Genomic DNA, 20,223 nt, shown 5'->3' with positions numbered 1-20,223 from the left:
TTTGATCAATTCAACCATCAGCAAGTATACAGTAAAATGAGCGCTAAGTGAATCTTAATTGTGGTCTTATACCCGCTTGCGGAGCAGGCGCTCGATACGTGTCTGCTGTCGCAAGTGGTGAGCAACGTGCATCACAATATGCTCATACCATTCTTCTGCATTCAGATAACCCAGATAGGGCTGTTCTATTTTTTGATTTCGAGGAATGGTAGATACAAGGGTTTCCAGTTCTCTCATCGTATTCAAAAAGGAATGCCAGCGCTCTAACAGTTGATCTTTGCTGCACGGTTGGAAAGGTGTGTGTTCAATAGTCTCGGGCATTTTAACTTTAATTGGTGGTATCGAACCGATAAAGTAAACAATCCTGCCAGACCAGGATTTCTTCTTTGGCAGTGCCGCGGCTGTCCTGCAATTCATTAAAGTCTCCATCTGAATGAAGCCTGTACCCACTACATGGTTATTCAACTCGCCAAGCGACCAGGAAGTAGGAGAGGGTTTAAATAGTAGTTCCTCGTAACTATAGCGTTTAATGGTTGTTATGTAAACTTGCGAGAGTTCTTCAAACCTTGTAAAGGCTTGTTTGGAATCCATGTCTGCTCCTCCAGTTTTTATATTTAATATTTCATCGAATCTCGTTTCAGTCAAATAAAATCAACACAAAATGATGGATTTCCCATTTGCGTTTAGATCATAATATTTAAATTTTTGAGTATCTAATGCAATGATTAAAATATGGTATTTATTGAAGGAGTGGTCAAAATATCAATCATAATAATACACTGGTTAAAATTATGTGATGAAAATCATAAGATTATAATAGATAAGTATGGTAATCAATGGTATACTTATCCTGTAAACGCTTACTAGTGTGTTACTGATTTGTTTTCTATTACCTACAGAAAGAAAGTGAATCCTATGGCTACACTTTTAACAAGAACAGAGAAAGATTTCCTTGGAGAAAAAGAAGTGCCCCACGAGGCATACTATGGTATTCAGACGCTGCGGGCAGTAGAGAACTTCCCAATTACCGGATATCGGATGAGTGAAGAGTTGATCCGTGCGTTAGCGATTGTCAAGAAGTCGGCAGCGATTGCCAATATGGAAGTGAAGCAATTACAGCCTAACTTGTGCCAAGCGATTACACAAGCGGCTGATGAGATTATTCAAGGTCTGTGGCACGAGCAATTTATCGTTGACCCGATTCAAGGTGGAGCCGGTACTTCGATCAATATGAATGCCAATGAAGTCATTGCGAACCGCGCGCTGGAGCTGCTCGGCAAGGCTAAAGGCGATTATGCGAGCTTAAGCCCAAATAACCATGTGAATCGCGCACAATCTACTAATGATGCTTTTCCGACTGCGATACACATCGCTGTCTTAACGCTTATAGATAAGCTGCTTATCACGATGCGAGAGCTGCATCAGACCTTTAGTGATAAGGCTGAGCAGTTTGATCATGTAATTAAGATGGGACGTACGCATCTTCAGGATGCCGTTCCTATTCGTCTAGGTCAAGAGTTTGAAGCTTATTGCCGAATGCTTGCTAGAGACATTAAGCGAATCGAGCACACAAAGGAACATTTGTATGAAGTAAATATGGGCGCTACTGCGGTTGGAACAGGCTTAAATGCCGACCCGCGTTATATTCAACGAGTGGTGGAATTGTTAGCACAGTTAAGCGGATTGCCTCTTAAGCATGCTGAGCATCTTATCGATGCCACGCAAAATACGGATGCGTATACGGAAGTGTCCGCCTCGTTAAAGGTCTGTATGATGAATATGTCCAAGATTGCAAATGATTTGCGTCTGCTTGCATCTGGACCCCGTACCGGATTCGGTGAGATTCGCTTACCGGCACGCCAACCTGGCTCTTCGATAATGCCAGGGAAAGTGAATCCGGTCATGTGTGAAGTGGTGAACCAAGTCGCATTCCAAGTGATTGGCAATGATCATACGATCTGTCTTGCATCTGAGGCAGGGCAGTTGGAGCTTAATGTGATGGAGCCGGTACTGGTGTTTAACTTGCTGCAATCACTGAGCATGATGAACAACGTCTTTAAAGTATTCCGCACACATTGCCTTGAAGGAATCGAAGCCAATGAGGAACGTTGTCGCTTGTACGTTGAGAATAGTGTAGGGATCATTACAGCGATTAGCCCGCATCTGGGTTATGAGGTTGCTGCACGTATTGCTCGCGAAGCGACAGAAAGCGGGAAGTCCGTTCGAGAGCTATGCTTGATGTATCAAGTGTTAACAGAAGAGGAACTGGATGTTATTTTGGACGCTCATGAGATGACCAAGCCTGGGATTGCAGGGGCAGCTTTATTTGATAGAGAATAGAACATACTTTATTTATTGACGAGGCAGCCCCTAAGGGCTGCCTTTTGTGATATAAATATCCATTAAATGCTGACATTCTTTATTTAATGGCAAACAGAAAGCAAGCCATTTTGAAAGCTAATGTAACATCAGTTTGTATCATAGAACTATCTTTGTTACGACAACAGAACCTGTGAGACAATAATAGAACTTATAGGTTCTTGGAAGGTTTAATCAAAATGACCGATCCGTCTAATGGCTTATTGCCAGATAAAATGACGACCATATTGTTATCCGCAACGAACTTGTTTTGCTTCCAAAGGATATATGCAAACGACGATACCAGAAGTGGCAAAGTACTGCAAACTTCTAAAGGAAGTGTATAGCTGCAGTATCGAAGCAGAAATTTAGCGGTTCCGTCTTGATGGCGAGAGTAGGGTTCTTACTCGTAAATCAAGGGTTCGGAATGGCCAAAAATGAGTGGGGAATACCGAATGCGACTCAGATGAGGTTTCGAATTGGCTCGGTGACCGAGTAACTGTTAGGCTCAACCCTATATGTATGCTTCATTTTTAGTTCCAGCGCATCATAAAGTGTTATTTGAGGGGGAGACGATTATGAATATCAAACTTCGTAGGTTTACGAAATTCGATGATTATCGTTACTATGAGATGTCGCAAGAAATGGGACCAGGCGAGAACGGATTTCACAATAGCTTGTACGGATTAACACCCAAGCAGTTCAGACTTGCTTTGAGTCAGTCTGAGAAGATGTCACGTGGGCTAGCTTTGGCACCAAATTTTGTGCCGCAAACCTCTTACTGGCTTCTCTCGAATGATCAGCCTGTTGGACTTGGGAAGTTACGGCATTATCTAAATGAATCTTTAGCAGAGAGAGGCGGCCATATTGGCTATGCAATCAGACCAAGCGAACGGAATAAAGGATATGGGACGATTATTTTAAAGTTATTACTAGAGGAAGCATGTAACAGAGCGCTGCAGGAAGTACTGCTAACTGTAGATGAAACCAATATGGCGTCCAGGAGGGTGGTTGAAGCCAACCATGGACGCCTTACGTCAATTCAGAACGGGATATGCAAGTATTGGATTCCCATTGTTCCGTCATAGGGATAGACGACAATGGGAAGAGGAGATCTGTGTCCCTTAATTAAGAAGGGGTTCCAAAGTGCTTCAATCTTTATCGTCTGTTTGATCTATGCTGGTATTATTGTCACTGATGATCGTACCTTGCAGTACAAATGCAATAAGCGTAATGGCAATAATAGCAAGGGTGCGAACCATACCACTAGGTACAAGCGCAATAATAACACCTAATACTATAGCTGCAAATGCCACAATACCAAATTTTTTATAGGTGACTGTACTGAGACGTGACATCATACATGAATGCCTCCTCTTCGAATTCCATTTTACAGACGATACGAAAGCGGTGCTAAACTGGTTTCGGGTTATGTGTGGATTGTGAGCGTATCATCTTATTCCAAACGAGTTGAGCATGGCCCAAACAAATCATATAATAAAATGAAAACTCAACCAATTGATGAAAAGTTCACCATAGGCTTGCCAATAACACTCAGAATAATGCTGACATTTATGACGCTTATGATCAACTTTGTGCGTAGTACATTGGACAGGGAGTAGAGAAAGATCTCTCTTATATACAATATAATAAGGAGTGAGTCGTACTTGAATTCGGACGAATCGCGTGTCAAGTCACCAACCAATTGGAGCGGTAAACTGCTGCAATTTTTCCTCCACCAGAAATTTGTTCTGTTCTTACTTATTCTGCTGCTGGTTGGATTAAACGTATATGTATTTACCAAAATATCATACGTTTTTGAGCCCTTTAAAGTACTGCTCACAACCGTCTCACTGCCCATTATTTTAGCAGGTGTGGCGTATTATTTACTTAATCCGATCGTGGATGTGCTGGAGCGTTTTCGGATCAAACGTATTTATTCCATACTGGTGTTGTATTTGCTCATTGCTGGATTGGTGACATTCCTGATCGTTGCCATCGTTCCATTTGTACGTGATCAAATCATAAGTTTATCGGAGAACTTCCCTAAGTATTATCATGAAGCACAGCTGTTGTTCCAAACCTGGATTGGCAGTGATGTATTTAATCAGGTCCAGCAAAGTCTAGGCTTTAACGCCTCTGAGCTTGTGCAGAACCTAACCGCGAAAGCATCGTCCTTCTTTAATGATACGTTTAAAGGATTAGGGGCATTTTTAGGGAAAATAACAGAGTTTGTGTTGGCTTTTGTCATTGTGCCGTTTATATTATTTTATTTGCTCAAGGATGGGAAAAAGCTTCCAGGCTATATCACCAACTTTGTCCCGATGGGTCTCCGCTCGCGCTCTTACAAAGTGATGTCAGATATTAACGGTCAAATCAGTTCCTATATCCGTGGACAAATTATTGTCAGCTTCTGTATCGGGATCTTATTGTATATTGGCTACTTGATTATCGGTCTTGAGTATTCGCTTGTGCTGGCTGTTATAGCGGCATGTACGAGCATCGTTCCTTATCTGGGCCCAGCGATTGCTATTACGCCAGCTTTAATCATCGCACTTGTTACATCTCCCGTTATGCTGCTAAAGATGGTTATTGTCTGGACTGTCGTCCAACTGGTGGAGGGTAAATTTATTTCTCCGCAAATTATGGGCAAGACTTTAAAAATCCATCCTATTACGATTATTTTTGTTATTTTAACAGCCGGTAACCTATTTGGTATCGTAGGCATAATACTAGCCGTACCAGGCTATGCTGTGCTGAAAGTAGTTGCTACCCATTTGTTCCAATGGTTCAAGTCGCGTTCTGGACTGTATGACACATAGCCCGTGTCGGATCGTGAGCTCAGCAAGTGAACTAAGGCTGTTCAGATTATAAGTTACACCTAGATAGTACCACTGCGGTTGCTATCATCATGTAAGCAACAGGACTGCTTCGGTTTACGCCGGATGTGGTCTTTTTTTTGCTTATTTCAACTGTAATAAATAAAAAAGCACAACCTATCAAAATGGGACTGAGAACATCATGTACAATAACGATACATCATTATGTCTGGAAGGGAGCAGAGATAGATGGACCATTATAATAGGATCCAAGCAGCTATCGATTTCATGGAACTGCACTTACAAGAGGATCTCCGTATTGAGCAAATCGCAAGGTCTGCATGCTTTTCAGCTTTTCATTTTCAGAGGTTGTTTCAGGCGATTTCTGGTTTCTCGGTCCAAACTTATATTCGCAGACGACGCTTATCAGAAGCAGCCATCGTACTTAAGTCAACAGACCGGAACATATTAGATGTGGCTTTAGACTACCAGTACAGTTCACAAGAGGCGTTTACCCGTGCTTTTGATAGTTGCTTTGGCGTTACACCAGCTAAATATCGAGCATCTGGCCAGCAGTTGGCGTATCAATTGAAGATAAACTTTATAGATTATCGAAATCAGGCAAAAGGAGACTTGCAAATGAATAAACCTCGTATTACCACGCTGGCGACCGTAGATATCGTTGGGTATGAGTATATAACCAATCTTCAGCAGGAAGCTTATTTTCACGACATTCCAGGCTTCTATCATCACTTTGGTGAACAGCAGTATTACTTGCACATTCCCCATCAAGCTGCTCCAGGGATGGCATACGGCGTTTCGTGCCGATTTCAGGACAATGGTCAATTTTCGTTTATCGTAGGTGAGGCTGTATACCCTTCAGATGATGTACTGACAAAAGATCTTATTCGATATAGCCTTCCAAAAGGCCTATATGCTGAATTTAAGGTTCATGGACATGCTGATGAGGTACAGAATACAAGACGTTTTATATACGGAACCTGGTTGCCCAATTCCAATTATGAACGATTGGAAGGACCTGACTTCGAAATAACAGACGTGGGTCACTCCCGTTATCCGGATCAGATGAAGATGTCTATTTATATCCCAATCAAGCAATCCGTCTAGTTTGCAGGTTATTAGCCAAGTAAGCAGGAAGGAAGCAGAACTAATTCTCGAGTCTCCCGTGCAGCAATTAGCCATATTTTATGGCTGCCTAATATGGCTGCGTATCGGTCATACATAAGTTGTAATAAAACTATGTTTTTAAACGTCTGCATGGATGTGACAATATTCTTGTCGAACAAAACACTTGGGTTTCCAAGTGTTTTTGTGTAATTTAGAAAGGCAGGAGTCGTTTGTGTATACTATTAGTATAGATTCATCTAACAACTAACATGATTACGGAGGATATCTCATGACAAGATTTGGCATTATACGACATGGCAGCACACCTTGGAATAAAGAAGGCAGAGCACAGGGGAACTCCGATATTTCGCTTGATGAAGCAGGTGAACGTGACGCTCACCTCTTGGGGGAAAGACTTTGCTTAGAACCGTGGGATTTAATCGTGTCGAGCTCTCTCTTGAGGGCCAAGCAAACGGCAGAAATTATTCAGGGAAAGTTCGGCAGCATTCCACTTCTGTTGGATGATCGATTAAGAGAAGCTAGCGGAGGACAGATAGAAGGAACGACAGAAGCGGAGCGTGTAGCAAAATGGGGCTTAAAATGGTGGGAAATCGATCTAGGTATGGAGAGTAAAGAGAGTGTAGTGGCACGCGGTATGTCCGCGTTTGAGGTGCTGCTTCGTGAACACTACGGAAAGAACGTACTTGTGGTGAGCCACGGTGCCTTTATTAAACATATGTTAAACGAGATTGTTCCTCATCCAGACCGTGATGGACCACTGGACAATACCTCTCTCACTTGTGTGGTCCATGCCGAAAAGGGATGGTCCTGCGAACTGCACAATTGTACACAGCATCTGACATCAACAAATCTATAACGAACGCGACTTGAGAAGGTCGTAGGCCTGTTCAAATGGTCAGTGAGGCATAACTTTGTGATGTATGGCAAATATTAAATCCAACAGCACGTTAAAAGAATGGAGGAACATACTTGCTTGAGGGATTTGAAATTGCCATACGAACATTGGTATCCGTTGTTGTACTCTTTTTTTTAACCAAGTTGCTAGGGAAAAGACAGGTATCACAACTTTCACTATTTGAGTATATTACAGGCATAACGATTGGCAGCATTGCTGCTTACATTTCGTTGGACGCAGAAGCAAAGTGGTATTTGGGCATAATTTCTTTAGTGGTGTGGGTTGGATTCTCACTCGGAATCGAATATCTGCAGATCAAAACGAAAAAATTGCGGAACTTTATTGACAGCAAATCAACCGTGTTAATAAAGGGTGGTAGAGTACTTGAGAAAAATTTACATAAAGAACGCATTACCTCAGATGAACTTATGCAGCAGTTACGCAAGAATAATGCATTCCGAGTAGCTGATGTAGAATTTGCGGTGATTGAACCGAGTGGCGAAATCAATGTGCTGTTGAAGAAGGAAAATCAACCGTTGACAGCCAAGGATTTAGGAATTGTGCTGCCGAACGAGAAAGAACCCCAACTCGTTATTATGGATGGCAAGCTGCTGCCTGAACCGCTGCGAGCATTGGGATTAGACCTTAATTGGCTTCATCATGAGCTGGAGAAGGTTGGGTATAAGTTGGAAGAAGTATTTCTTGGACAAGTGGATTCCAATAATCAGTTGTATATTGATCTGTATGACGATCAATTAAGTGTAGGGACGCAGCAGAAACCGAACGTGCAATTAACTATGCTGCTTAAGCAATGCGAGGCAGAATTGAGGAAGTTAAAAGGTACAGATGATGATGTGAAACTACAGCAGTTGTATGAACGTTTTAGGTCTGATTTGGAACGGGTAATGCCCGATATTACCGAGCTTTCAAAGAAATGACCTAAGCTTCAGGTGTAGCAGATTAGCATTTTTCATCTTAATACATGTAATAGAGCGCTTAGGGGTTGACCTCTTAAGCGCTCTATTTAGTATGTACTGACGACGTGAGGACATCAAGCCTTCGGAATAACAATCAACCTTGTAGCTGTCGCAAATCAGGAAAAAGCGAATGTTTTTGCAGAACACATGTAAACAGCCGCATGTTATTTTGGAGGAATTCGATTCTTAATGAGTGCCCGCGTAGCTGTTCGTAACTGCGTTTTTCACTTGTAGTGTCTTATTTTTCGAAGCGGCTCGACGACGAAGGGGGGGATATAAGTCACGTCCCGCCTGATTTTGTTTTGTTCTTATGTTGTCAAGGTGAATTTAATGAGAATTTTATAATGGTCTTTTCATAGAATCGCTTGAAGCATGAGCAGTACTGGCTTACAACAATCGGCGGTAAATTGTGGGGAAATACCTTGTGTTATCTTAGGAAAGGGTTAACCACCCCAAAAAAATAACTGAAGGAGATGAGTTCGATTGTTGAATAAAGTCAAATTCGGCAAATTGCTCGTATGTGTAAGTTTAAGTGCATCATTTTTGTTTGCGGGGAGCGTAGTTGCTCCATTGCAATCTGCGGAAGCGGCTACAATAACTTCAAGTTCAAAGGCAAATCAAATTATTGCGACTGGGAAAAAATATATGGGAGTTCGATATAAGTTCGGAGCTGCAACTGGACAAACAAGATCCTTTGATTGCTCCTCCTTTACTCAATATATTTTTAAAAAGCATGGAATTAAATTGCCAAGGGACTCTAGGCAGCAGTCCAAAGTGGGTCATGCAGTAAAGAAAAGCCAACTCAAAAAAGGAGACTTAATCTTCTTCTACTCTCCGATTCATCATGTAGCTGTGTACATGGGTAACGGCAAGATATTGCACACTTATGGTAAACCGGGTGTGACGGTGTCCAAGCTCAGCACTTGGAATTCACGAATCACTAAGATTCGTCGAGTTTTGTAACGTGCCATTTATTCGAGTATTCGTACTGTGTAGCTCATACACGCAGTGATTTATAGATAGACCGGACAAGCCTATAGAAAGGAGCCACGTTCACTCCGTTTCTATAGCTTGCCGTACATAGCTTAGACAGGTGAAGGAAAACAGACGGTAAACGTACTGCCGCGTCCCAACTCGCTCTCAACCGTTATCGTTCCATTATGGTTGTTGACTAATTGCCTTGCAATCGACAACCCGAGACCGGTGCCTCCGGTTACACGAGAGCGTGCTTTGTCTACGCGATAGAAACGGTCAAATATTTTGCTTTGTTCTGCTTGCGGAATACCAATCCCGGTATCCGCAACGGAGAAACATACGTGTTGTGGGCTTTGCGTTACACATATATCGATACGACCATATGGATTGGTGTAGCGAATCGCATTCTCGATTAAGATGACGGCAACTTGTCTTAATTGCTCTCTATCGCCTATGACATAAATGGGTTGGTCATAATGAACCTGAAGCGATATTTGATACTCTTGCTTCCATAACTGACGTAGTACCTCTTCAAGTAGCGAGGTCAAATCGACTTTATCCTTTTTAATGGATATATTTGCGTTTCGTGCAACAGCCAGTAATTGAATAATGAGCCGCTGCATGCGTTGACTTTCTTGATCCAGCGCTTGAATGGACTGATTCAGCACAACTGGATTCTGATTACCCCAACGTTTGATCAAGTTGACGTGCCCGCGAAAAGCAGTAAGCGGTGTACGCAATTCGTGTGAAGCGTTCGTAATAAAGTGCATCTCACGCTCCAGCAGTCCCTTATGCTCGTCTAATAGCTGATTAATCGTACGTGCCAGATTTGTTAGCTCGATTGGTGTTACAGGAATCGGGATACGCTGATTCAAGTTCGGCAGATTACGCATTCTACGAACGGCATTGGTAATGGAGAACAGGGGGGACAAGTTTCTGCGTGTAATATGGTAAATGAGAAACGTCCCTAGCGTTCCACTAATAATGGCCGTAAATAATAGTACTTTAATAATAATTTTTAACAAACGTTCGATTGCATTGAGGTGAACATGAATATAGAAGGTACCCCATTTTCCATTAGCTTGCCGCCACTTGACTTCATCCTGAAAGAACAAGCCGCCTTTCCAGCTCCACCAGATGGTATCGGTCCATTTAAGGTCAACTTCGATTTCCTCATTGCTAATATTATCATCCCAACCTCTTGATTGAGCCATTGTGTTACCCGCGGCATCTACGATCCTGACGTCGTAGTTCACATGCTCGGGGTAAAGCAGATCATTTAAAGTCAGATTCCAGTCCTCATGAATTTCATCTTGAAGGGTACTTTTTAGTTTTTGCTCGACGGCAAGCAGCTCCAACTTTGTATCGGCAATAAAGTAATGACTCACGTTGCCGATGATAAACAAGCCTATCCATAAGATAACCGTTAGCAAACTGAGCACATACCAAAATGTAAATCGAAACATGAGGGTATTCATTTTGAGCACAAGCCGTGCTCTTAGTGTCTGTTTCCCATGCTGGGGCATAGCTTCCTCATTCTGATCGTATGACATATCCCACGCCTCGAACCGTATGTATAAGTTTTGTATTATATTTACGATCCAATTTGTTTCGAAGATATCGAATGTAAACATCAACAACGTTTGTCTCTCCTACAAAATCAAAGCCCCATACAGCAGATAACAGCCTCTCTCTTGAGATGACTTCACCTTGATGCTCTAGCAGGAATAAGAGGAGATCAAATTCTCTTTGTGTCAGTTCAATGCGTGACTCGGCTCTGCTCACAAGACGCTTTTTTACATCAACGACTAAATCTTCAATTTGATGTAGAGCAGCATTCGGCGTACCAACAGCGCAATTATATCTGCGGAGAACAGTTCGGATACGAGCCAGCATTTCTTCAATTTCGAATGGCTTGGTAATATAATCGTCAGCTCCAGTATCCAGGCCCGCAATCAGGTCGCCAATATCATCTCGTGCAGTTACTAATATAATAGGAACATCACTCGTCTTGCGGATTCGGCGGCATACTTCAAGTCCATTCAGTTTGGGGATCATCCAGTCGAGCAGGATGAGACTCCAACTGTCCTGACTGATATATTCCAATGCCTGTTCGCCATCTTGTGCCACTGTTACTTCATAACCCTCATGTTCAAGCTCTAATTGAATAAATTGAGAAACGTTGTGTTCATCTTCTACTAGCAAAATTTTGTCTGCATCCATCATGCTCAACTCGCATTACGATTAATTTGCATTTATTATGCCCGAGGAGCAGGGGAACATGCTAATCCATGGATATTAAGATTTTTTACTCAAACAGATCCAACTGCCGTGGTCCGAGCCCTTCATAGGTAATCCCTAGCAATTGGATTAAATCTTTTGCGTTCTGGGCTGCATGCCCACCAGAGTTATTATTAAAGATGACATAAATATGCTTTGAATGCTGCTGAAGGGTAAGCAAGCGATCCCTCCATTCCGATAATTCTTGCTTATTGTAATGATACAAGTACCTGACATCACGCCAGTTCGTCTGGCCATGTGATTTCCATCCACTAACGTTACGTCCATGAAACCGTACAAGGGTCACATCAGGGTTTGTTGGATGCGGCACTATGGGGACAGATCCTTGTCCTGCTTGAGGCTCGTCACATATGCTGTGCGCCCAGTGCTGCTGTTCCATAAAGGTTAGAGTTCTTGCCCTCATATCAGGGGTAAACCAGCTCTGATGGCGAAATTCAAGCGACAAGGGCATATTACCCATGAGGTGCCGAGCTTTTTTTAGCGTATGTACATGTTCACGTGTACAGTCAAACCATGGCGGATATTGGAACAAGACCGATTTGAGCTTACCTGACTGTCTTATTGGTTCAATAGAGTGGATAAACTTGCGGAACATTTCTGCTTCAGCGTCATAAGCCATCCCTTTGCGGTCATGTCCGGTCATTCCTTGATAGGCTTTGACGATGAAACCAAACTCATCAGGTGTTTCTTTCGACCATTTCTCAAATGTTGAAGCTGCTTGAATCGCGTAAAAGGAACTGTCAACTTCCACAACGGGAAAATGGGAGCTGTATGCTTTTAATTTGTTGCGGGCTGCGACTCCGCTGCGATACAGGTCGTTATGATCTCCCCAGCCCGCAAGACCAATTTCAATCATTGCTGTTCCCCTCCTGTTATAAAAAAGATATAGGGTTCTAAGCTTAAAATCAAATAAAGGGTATTACAAAGATCAAAAAGCCCCGTTCCAGTGTGACGGAACGAGGCTATAGATTTGCAGGCTGGAGAATAGGATAGATTTATGTGTTATTTATACGCGATAGCGTATTTGGATATGGAAAAATGTCCTATGAAATCGGTCCAGACAGAAGCAGACTGATCATGGCTGTGGCTTCTTTTCGTACCAAGTTACGTTTAGAGCCATAGTCTACTGAACCGTCAGCACGAGGGGATACCTCGGGACCATAAATCTGGCTTGCGACAGCATACTTCACCGCAGTCAGGGCCCATTTATCAGTTTCGCCAACCAGCTTGGCATCCAGAGCATCAGCCCCCATAAGTTGGACTAATCTCCATATGACTACGGCTGCTTCTTGACGTGTTATAGGTGTGTCCGGGCTAAATTGATTCGTATGTGTTCCTGTAACTAGACCAAACTCGACAGCCGTTTGAATGTCTTTTGCATATTTATGTCCTTTAATGTCCGCAAAGGAAGAGGTATTATCCGATTTTCTAATATGCATACTGGAAATGAGCAGTGAGATGAAGTCACCACGTGTTAGTTCTTGATCTGGTAAAAATGTATTCCCTGATCCCAATTCAATGCCACCGCGCAGGAGCAAATCATCTATATAGTTGCGATAAGGATGATTCTCGTTAATGTCACTAATGGTTACGCTTGGTGCTGGCAGCTTCTGCAGCCATGATACATTTCCCTGATCCATGTACGTTATATTTCCTTTAGGATCACGTTTGAAACCAATGAGTTTGTTCGACTCGGTCTTAAATAGGAGCGGGCCGACTTGCTGTAATTGCTGTTTGGCCGTTGAGCTTGATAATTCCAGCACGCCTTCAGGTTTTGCTTCTACTCGTATAAGTTCAAAGCCTAAGCGAAGGTCACGATAAGCTCCTGCAAACTGCTGCAATTCTTGTTGCGTTGACTTTAAGATAGTGGGAGCCGGTTTATTGTCCGGGTAATAATGGTTCATAAAAGAGGTGAAAGTGTGCTCACGGAAGTAGGCATTAGCCGCGTCATTACGATTAAAGATAACAAATGCCCCAGTCTTTTGATCAGGCAATAACCACATCCAGGAACTAAATCCGGGGAGATCACCACCCTTGGCAAGCACTTTCTGACCGTTGAAGTTTTCACGGAAAAGGGATTCAAATCCATACGAAGTGTTAGGCAGTTCGGCAACTGAAGATACTTTAACCTCAAGCATGCTGCGTACGGACTCTTGTTTTAAGATTTGTTGACCATTATAGCTGCCTGCATTAAGCATAGCGAACATAAACTTGGCCATGTCACCACCCGTGGACAATAAACTGCCATCTGGGGAGTCAGCTGGATTAATCTCATATGGAGGCATTGGTTCGCCATTCGAATCATATGACAGCGACAACGCAGTTTTTGTGTCAGGGGTCATAATAAAACTGCTATGTGTCATGCCAAGCGGATCAAGCAAGCTTTTCTTTGCATATTTGTCAAAAGGCTCACCTGTAATTTTCTCAACAATATACCCTTGAAGGCTAAAGCCCATATTGTCATACATATAGGATTCTCCCGGTTTGCGAACAACCGTAGGCGTGTAGTGTCGTAAGTATTCAGCGTTAGTTGTCAAATGGGTGCTTAAAGGGGGATCAGGGAATTCAAATCCGCTTGTATGGGTCATTAAGTGCTCGGCAGTTAAATCACCCTCTACTTTGCGAGGAATGTGTAGGTCCCCCAAATAAGCGGATATGTCTTTCTTTAAGTCTAGCTTCCCTTGCTCGGCAAGCTGCAGCAGCACCGCAGTTGTAAATGGCTTGGTGATGGATGCCACTCGCATAACCGTTTTGTCTGGGTCCATCGGTGTTTTTGCTTTAACATCCGAATATCCATATCCCTTATTTAATAACAGCTTTCCATCCTTTACGACTACAAATACAGCGCCAGGGATGTCTTTCATCTTGGATGACGCGAATAGTTTGTCGGCAAATGCTTCTACTTCTTGGGGAGAGGTCGGACCTGCTGCTGTAGGTAAAGTTTGATGTGAAGCTGTAGTCGGGGACTCGGCTGCGGATGCATCTGATAAACAGAGCGGGTGGAAAAAGGTGATGGCTGTTGCAAGCGCAATTGTGGTGATAAGCGCTTTTTTGCCGGACCGGCGGGGAGCGGCATGTCGTTCAATGGTCATTACACGTTCCTCCTTTATTTAGATGAGTGAAAGGCAAACCATAATAGGGCTTCGTTCGTTACTATCCAATAAGACAGGAGTATCCGTTCACTGCCCTTCAAAATATTCAAAAATGAAGTTTTTCTAAGCTTTTTATGTTGGAAAAAATAGTGATATTTTTGCTAGTTGATCATCTATAATGTTTGATAACTTGAGGACAAATAAAAATGTTGATAAGAGCAATGGTCAAATAATTGGGAAATGTATGGTACAATTAACAGCTTAATTCCATTTTTTAATTTTGGGAATGTATCGATGTTTAAAAAGATGGATATCATCGTGTTGGCCGTCGATTATCGTCTGGCTCCTGAGTATCCATAAGGATGAGGATTACCGCAGCAGTTTAGGCAGCATGTACTGCCGCGATGACAACAAGGGGGAATCTGATGTTATCAGCTGTATGTACACCGTGTATAACATCAGGGAGAACGTGCCCGAACCAGCTCGAATTGTAATTAAAAATTACAATCTTCCCGTGCAAACAACGGATTCGATAACTATTAATTTAGCACAATTAAAGACACAAGCTGCTGTTTGGAAGACACAAGGTGATGTGCTGACTGTAGAGAAAGTAGTTGGATTCGCAGATTCACGTCCTTATGTTGAGCACGGTAAAGGAACTTCTTTAAAGCTGATCGTCTCGGGTGAGTTTGTTAATAACTTTACTCATGATGAATGGGTGGCTGTTGATGAAAACGGTCAGGATTATCAGGTATACATCAATGGATCGGGCTCAGCTTCTTATCATCATGTACAAGATGATCGAATGACACTTACCTTAAGCGGGGGGACCCCTGAAGCACGACCATTTGCCCTCATTGACGGTTTGCAGCATGTACCGGAGCAGCTCACGTTAACACGGAAAGTAACAGATAAATTATTTACAGGTCTGAATTGGAGTATTCCAGTACCTGAACGTATTAATGTTGAATAGCTTTAGTCTTCATTATAACAATTACTTGTACTATTAGGAAAGAAAATGGGCAGCACTAACGTAATATACTTCATCTATCCTGCAGACTGCGCACTGCGGGATTTTTTTATTACAGAATGGAACATATCCTTGCTATCTTTGGAAAAGTTTTAAACCTCTTCATAATGAATAGGTTGAGGTATGATATAATAACGTATATTTTGTCGTTTTTGAGGTGAATTCTACATCGATGATGATTAATTTGGTAGCGAATCTCTCACTTATGTTAGCCGTATCGTTTTTGTTTAGTTTGATATACAAGAGTAAACCTTTCGGTATTCATTCGGACATCAAAACGAAAATGATAGTAGGAGTGATATACGGATCGTTTGGTATTTTGTTAATGCTGTTCAGCGTGAATGCAACACCAACCGTCATTTTGGATTTCAGGCAAATTGTAATTATTAGCGCAGCTTTTTTTGGTGGCATCCCATCTGCTCTCATAAGCAGTTTAATCATTGTGATCGGTAGGGGAATATTTTCTGGCACATTAAACTCTTCATCCATTATTGCGATGACAAGTGCGTTGACGGTCGGCATCGGCTGTGGTTTCATTTGCACTTACACTCGAGGTTATTGGAGGAAATGGATTTATAGTCTTGTATTTAGTATTATCGTGGTGTCGACTTGTACTTATATTTTGTTGGGTGACGAAGGTCATGCCATCCTGCCTCTATTTGGCGTGCTCGTGATGGTAGGTGGATTGTTTAAAGCTATTCTTGTTCGCTACTTTATGTCCACTAACAAACAGGAGACCGAGCTGAGGGCTAATGAAGAACGTTATCGGCTCCTTCACTCTCATTTGGAAGCTATTCTTCAATCAGCAACTGGCGTCGCCATCATTGCTACAGACCACAAGGGCCGCATTTCGTTATTTAATAAGGGGGCTGAGGTCCTTCTCGGCTATACAGAACAGCAGATGGTCGGTAGATCAACTAGCATGCTGTTTGACCATGTCATTGAAATTTCGGAACTTACACGCAGTCAATCCGAGTCAGCGGCTTATCAACTATCGGGTAGTGAAATATTTCTGAATGTACTTCATACATCGAATTCATATGAAAGTGAATGGACTTATCGGAAATCGGATGGAAATGTTATCACTGTTAACCTAATCGTAACATCTATTACGGACAGCTCCGGTCAGGCGGCTGGTTATTTGGGAGTCGCGACTGATATAACGGAACGGAAAGAAGCCGAAGCCAAGATGAGAGAGGCAAATGCAATGCTGCAAAAGCTTTCTACAATAGACGGGCTGACGGATATTCCAAATCGGAGAAGCTTTGATCAGGATATGATAAAATTATGGGAGCAGTCCTCAAAGCACGATGTCGAATTATCACTAATTATGCTTGATATTGACTGCTTTAAACAATACAATGACACTTACGGTCATCAGAGTGGTGACGATTGCCTGAAGAAAGTAGCGAGAGAGTTACAGAGTACTCTTGCTAATGATGATGTGCTGGCTCGTTACGGGGGAGAAGAGTTTGCCATTTTGCTGCCGGGCTCTGATCTGGAGCAAGCGCGTATAACGGCTGAACGAGTTCGAAGCCAAATAGAGGAGACTGCGATACCTCATGAATCGTCAAAAGCAGGTCGAGTGGTATCTATTAGCGCTGGGGTTGCATCTCGACGTCAGCAAGGCATAGCAGCATCCTCGGATCTCGTCCGTCTAGCGGATAAGGCTTTATATGAAGCGAAGACGGAAGGTAGAAATAGAGTCAAAGCTGCAGGTGCTGCTTGCGCTATAAAATGATAGCAATATTCAAAAAACGCGGGATACGCGTTTTTGGGGTATTATGCGAGAGATTAGAGGCTATCTAGCTTCATCAGACGGCCTAAGAATGAACTTGATTATTGTGTAGAAATTGTTTATGCTACAACGTAACACTACATTTAGTGAGAAATAATTTGTTATCATACTATATGTTGAGTAAATAAATGGAATGTGACGCTGGAGCTGGGATTCTGGTATAATCCAGAGCTGACCCTGCAACTTGGTCAAACTGCCTGCTCTTGATGGTTTCGCAGTATACAAAATGGAGAAAAGATACGGCTGGACGAGGCTTGATATGTATCTGTTTGTTAAAAGATACATTATTTGGGCTGTCATGACTGCTGTCGTTTCTTTCATTTGCTGCGAGACAAGCTTATTTCGTTTGTTGCACCAAACATAGTAACGGAGGGATCACGTGCTTATTGCCTATGATTCTAAGACTGGTAACGTGAAACGATTCGTGGACAAGCTTGATTTGCAGTGTGTGCGGGTGTCCGAAGATGCAGAGACAAACGAACCGTTTGTCCTTGTCACCTATACGACAGGCTTTGGGCAGGCGCCACAGTCAACGATGGACTTCTTGAAGCAGCGAAGCCATCTGCTGCGAGGTGTCGTTTCCAGCGGAAACATGAACTGGGGGATGCGTTATGGAATGGCTGCGGATCATATTGCCGAGCTCTATTCCGTACCTGTTCTGATGAAATTTGAGCTTAGCGGCACAAGAAAAGACGTAGAACAATTTATACAGGAGGTCCATAACATTGATACCAAAGTGGATACAGCTTAACAATGAGATCATGGTTCAGAAAAATGGAAGCTTTCAATTCGATAAGGATCGTGAAGCGGCAAAAAGTTATTTTGTCGATTACGTGAATCAAAATACAGTATTTTTCCACAACCTCGAAGAAAAGATTCATTATTTAATCGAGCACGAGTACTATGAGGACAATCTGTTTAACAAATATGAGTTTAAAGAAGTCAAAAAATTGTATGAGTATATTTATTCAAAAAAATTCCGTTTCCCTTCATTTATGAGCGCGTTTAAGTTCTATAACAATTATGCGATGAAAACAAATGACGATACGAAGTTCCTGGAACGGTATGAAGATCGCCTGGCAGTTGTCTCCTTGTTCTTGGCAAACGGGGATATGAAGAAAGCGATGGAATATGCAGATTTACTCATCTCGCAAGAGTACCAGCCTGCAACACCAACGTTCTTAAATGCAGGTAAGAAGCGCAGAGGTGAATTGGTAAGCTGCTTCCTTCTGGAAGTAGATGATTCTATGAATTCGATCGGTTTTGCGATCAACTCAGCCTTGCAGCTCAGCAAGATTGGTGGAGGCGTCAGCCTTAACTTAAGTAAGATTCGCGGCTCTAGCGAACAGATCAAAGGACTGGACGGCAAGGCGAGTGGCGTGCTTCCTGTCATGAAGTTGTTTGAAGATGCGTTCTCCTACGCGAATCAACTCGGGCAGCGTGACGGCAGCGGCGTCGTTTACTTAAACGTGTTCCATGCCGATATTCATGAGTTCCTGGACACGAAGAAGATTAACAGTGACGAGAAAATTCGAATCAAGACGTTATCGCTTGGTGTTGTCGCACCAAATAAGTTTATTGAGCTGGTTGAGAAAGATAAAGATATGTATCTGTTCTATCCGCACACGATATACCAGGAATATGGTGTACATATGGACGATATGGACATCTCTGAAATGTACGATGAACTGGTCAACAATCCGAACGTCCGCAAGAAAAAGATTGTTGCACGTGACCTCATACTGAAGATCGCCCAGATTCAAATGGAATCCGGTTATCCCTACATCATGTTTGTAGATAATACAAACGAGTACCATGCGTTAAAAGAGCTTGGGCGAGTGAAATTTTCTAACCTTTGCAGCGAAATCGCGCAACTTAGCGAGGTTTCAACCATTAACGATTACGGCGTAGATGACGTCATAAACCGTGATATATCATGTAATCTCGGCTCGCTTAATATCGTAAATGTTATGGCTAACAAACGAATGCAAGAAACGGTTCACCGTTCAATGGACGCTTTAACAGAAGTGACGGATAAGAGCAATATCAGCATCGTGCCATCAGTCGCAAAAGCGAATCGCGAGCTTCACTCCGTTGGCTTGGGCGCCATGAACTTGCACGGGTATTTGGCCAAAAATAAAATTGCTTACGAATCGAAGGAAGCTAGAGACTTCGTACGTGCCTTCTTTATGATGCTCAATTTCTATTCCCTTGAACGTTCGATGTTAATTGCCAAGGAGCGTAATGAGACGTTTAAAGATTTTGAGAAGAGTGAGTACGCAAGTGGCGCTTACTTTGATGTTTATATGAAAAAGGATTTCCGTCCACAAACGGAACGTGTGCAGCAGTTGTTTGAAGGGCATGCGATGCCAACGATGGAAGATTGGATACGTCTGAAAGAGCAGGTAATGGAGCATGGCTTGTATCATGCTTATCGCTTGGCGATTGCCCCAACAGGTTCAATTTCTTATTTGCAGTCTTCAACGGCTTCTATTGCCCCGATTACACAGAAGATTGAAGAACGCGAATATGGTGACTCCAAAACTATATATCCAATGCCGTTTATAAGCGAAGAGAACTATTTCTACTATAAAGAAGCTTATGACATGGACATGTTTAATTTGATCGACTTGGTAGCTGATGTACAGGTTCATATTGATCAGGCTATCTCAACTGTTTTGTTTGTCAAAGACGATCTGACAACACGCGATCTGGCGAAATACTACATTTACGCACAGAAAAAAGGCTTAAAAACGCTGTATTATACACGTACGAGAAAAAAGACGATTGATGAATGTGTCAGTTGTGTCATCTAAGGAGAGTTGATCC

General features: G+C 42.5%; 17 protein-coding genes. 11 read left to right on the top strand and 6 right to left on the bottom strand.

Annotated features, from left to right (window positions below):
- Positions 1–66: 66 nt before the first annotated feature.
- On the bottom strand, positions 67–591 hold the full coding sequence (locus tag QP775_RS06195; protein WP_285104484.1) for a DinB family protein: 525 nt from the start codon (positions 589–591) through the stop codon (positions 67–69).
- Positions 592–915: 324 nt separating this feature from the next.
- On the opposite strand from QP775_RS06195, the gene aspA reads away from it, so the two are divergent.
- Positions 916–2,340 carry an aspartate ammonia-lyase gene (gene aspA / locus QP775_RS06190; protein ID WP_285104482.1) on the top strand — a complete coding sequence of 475 codons (1,425 nt, stop codon included), beginning with the start codon at positions 916–918 and terminating at the stop codon, positions 2,338–2,340.
- Between the two features lie 596 nt (positions 2,341–2,936).
- On the top strand, positions 2,937–3,446 hold the full coding sequence (locus QP775_RS06185) for a GNAT family N-acetyltransferase (RefSeq protein ID WP_239328010.1): 510 nt from the start codon (positions 2,937–2,939) through the stop codon (positions 3,444–3,446).
- A 63-nt stretch (positions 3,447–3,509) separates the two neighbouring features.
- On the opposite strand, the gene QP775_RS06180 is transcribed toward QP775_RS06185, so the two are convergent.
- A complete protein-coding gene (locus QP775_RS06180; RefSeq protein ID WP_239328009.1) occupies positions 3,510–3,719 on the bottom strand; it encodes a hypothetical protein in 210 nt (69 codons plus the stop codon).
- Between the two features lie 306 nt (positions 3,720–4,025).
- Between QP775_RS06180 and QP775_RS06175 the strand changes: the two genes are divergently transcribed.
- The 5 genes from QP775_RS06175 to QP775_RS06155 all read left to right on the top strand — a co-directional run bounded on the left by QP775_RS06175 (position 4,026) and on the right by QP775_RS06155 (position 9,161).
- Positions 4,026–5,180 carry an AI-2E family transporter gene (locus tag QP775_RS06175; RefSeq protein ID WP_239328008.1) on the top strand — a complete coding sequence of 385 codons (1,155 nt, stop codon included), beginning with the start codon at positions 4,026–4,028 and terminating at the stop codon, positions 5,178–5,180.
- Positions 5,181–5,426: 246 nt separating this feature from the next.
- A complete protein-coding gene (locus tag QP775_RS06170) occupies positions 5,427–6,305 on the top strand; it encodes an AraC family transcriptional regulator (protein ID WP_239328007.1) in 879 nt (292 codons plus the stop codon).
- 289 nt (positions 6,306–6,594) lie between these two features.
- Complete coding sequence (locus QP775_RS06165; protein ID WP_285104477.1) at positions 6,595–7,182, top strand: histidine phosphatase family protein; 588 nt, start codon at positions 6,595–6,597, stop codon at positions 7,180–7,182.
- Positions 7,183–7,295: 113 nt separating this feature from the next.
- Positions 7,296–8,159 carry a DUF421 domain-containing protein gene (locus tag QP775_RS06160; protein ID WP_239328005.1) on the top strand — a complete coding sequence of 288 codons (864 nt, stop codon included), beginning with the start codon at positions 7,296–7,298 and terminating at the stop codon, positions 8,157–8,159.
- A 525-nt stretch (positions 8,160–8,684) separates the two neighbouring features.
- A complete protein-coding gene (locus QP775_RS06155) occupies positions 8,685–9,161 on the top strand; it encodes a C40 family peptidase (RefSeq protein WP_239328004.1) in 477 nt (158 codons plus the stop codon).
- Between the two features lie 122 nt (positions 9,162–9,283).
- On the opposite strand, the gene QP775_RS06150 is transcribed toward QP775_RS06155, so the two are convergent.
- The 4 genes from QP775_RS06150 to QP775_RS06135 all read right to left on the bottom strand — a co-directional run bounded on the left by QP775_RS06150 (position 9,284) and on the right by QP775_RS06135 (position 14,566).
- On the bottom strand, positions 9,284–10,726 hold the full coding sequence (locus QP775_RS06150; protein ID WP_239328003.1) for a sensor histidine kinase: 1,443 nt from the start codon (positions 10,724–10,726) through the stop codon (positions 9,284–9,286).
- The gene (locus QP775_RS06145) at positions 10,707–11,396 is read right to left on the bottom strand and encodes a response regulator transcription factor (protein ID WP_239328002.1); all 690 of its coding nucleotides are present in this window, start codon (positions 11,394–11,396) and stop codon (positions 10,707–10,709) included. Before QP775_RS06145 ends, QP775_RS06150 begins: the two co-directional genes overlap by 20 nt.
- Positions 11,397–11,481: 85 nt before the next feature.
- On the bottom strand, positions 11,482–12,330 hold the full coding sequence (locus QP775_RS06140; RefSeq protein WP_285104473.1) for a DUF72 domain-containing protein: 849 nt from the start codon (positions 12,328–12,330) through the stop codon (positions 11,482–11,484).
- Positions 12,331–12,517: 187 nt separating this feature from the next.
- Entirely contained in the window at positions 12,518–14,566 is a 2,049-nt protein-coding gene (locus QP775_RS06135; protein ID WP_285104471.1) for a serine hydrolase domain-containing protein, read from the bottom strand.
- A 448-nt stretch (positions 14,567–15,014) separates the two neighbouring features.
- Here QP775_RS06135 and QP775_RS06130 point away from each other — a divergent pair, with 448 nt between their 5' ends.
- The 4 genes from QP775_RS06130 (at position 15,015) to nrdE (ending at position 20,210) form a co-directional block, all read left to right on the top strand.
- Positions 15,015–15,539 (top strand): hypothetical protein, encoded by a 525-nt coding sequence (locus QP775_RS06130; RefSeq protein WP_285104468.1) that lies wholly within the window; start codon positions 15,015–15,017, stop codon positions 15,537–15,539.
- A 229-nt stretch (positions 15,540–15,768) separates the two neighbouring features.
- Positions 15,769–17,337, top strand: coding sequence for a diguanylate cyclase domain-containing protein (locus QP775_RS06125; RefSeq protein WP_285104466.1), 1,569 nt, complete (start codon positions 15,769–15,771; stop codon positions 17,335–17,337).
- A gap of 436 nt (positions 17,338–17,773) precedes the next feature.
- The gene (gene nrdI, locus QP775_RS06120; RefSeq protein ID WP_239327997.1) at positions 17,774–18,145 is read left to right on the top strand and encodes a class Ib ribonucleoside-diphosphate reductase assembly flavoprotein NrdI; all 372 of its coding nucleotides are present in this window, start codon (positions 17,774–17,776) and stop codon (positions 18,143–18,145) included.
- Between the two features lie 10 nt (positions 18,146–18,155).
- The gene (gene nrdE, locus QP775_RS06115) at positions 18,156–20,210 is read left to right on the top strand and encodes a class 1b ribonucleoside-diphosphate reductase subunit alpha (RefSeq protein ID WP_285105734.1); all 2,055 of its coding nucleotides are present in this window, start codon (positions 18,156–18,158) and stop codon (positions 20,208–20,210) included.
- Positions 20,211–20,223: the final 13 nt, after the last annotated feature.

Source organism: Paenibacillus sp. UMB4589-SE434 (assembly GCF_030226685.1).
In the GTDB taxonomy this organism is placed as follows: Bacteria; Bacillota; Bacilli; order Paenibacillales; family Paenibacillaceae; genus Paenibacillus_B.
The sequence above is the reverse complement of the archived record's forward strand: the minus strand, read 5'-3'. Positions and strand labels throughout refer to the sequence as shown.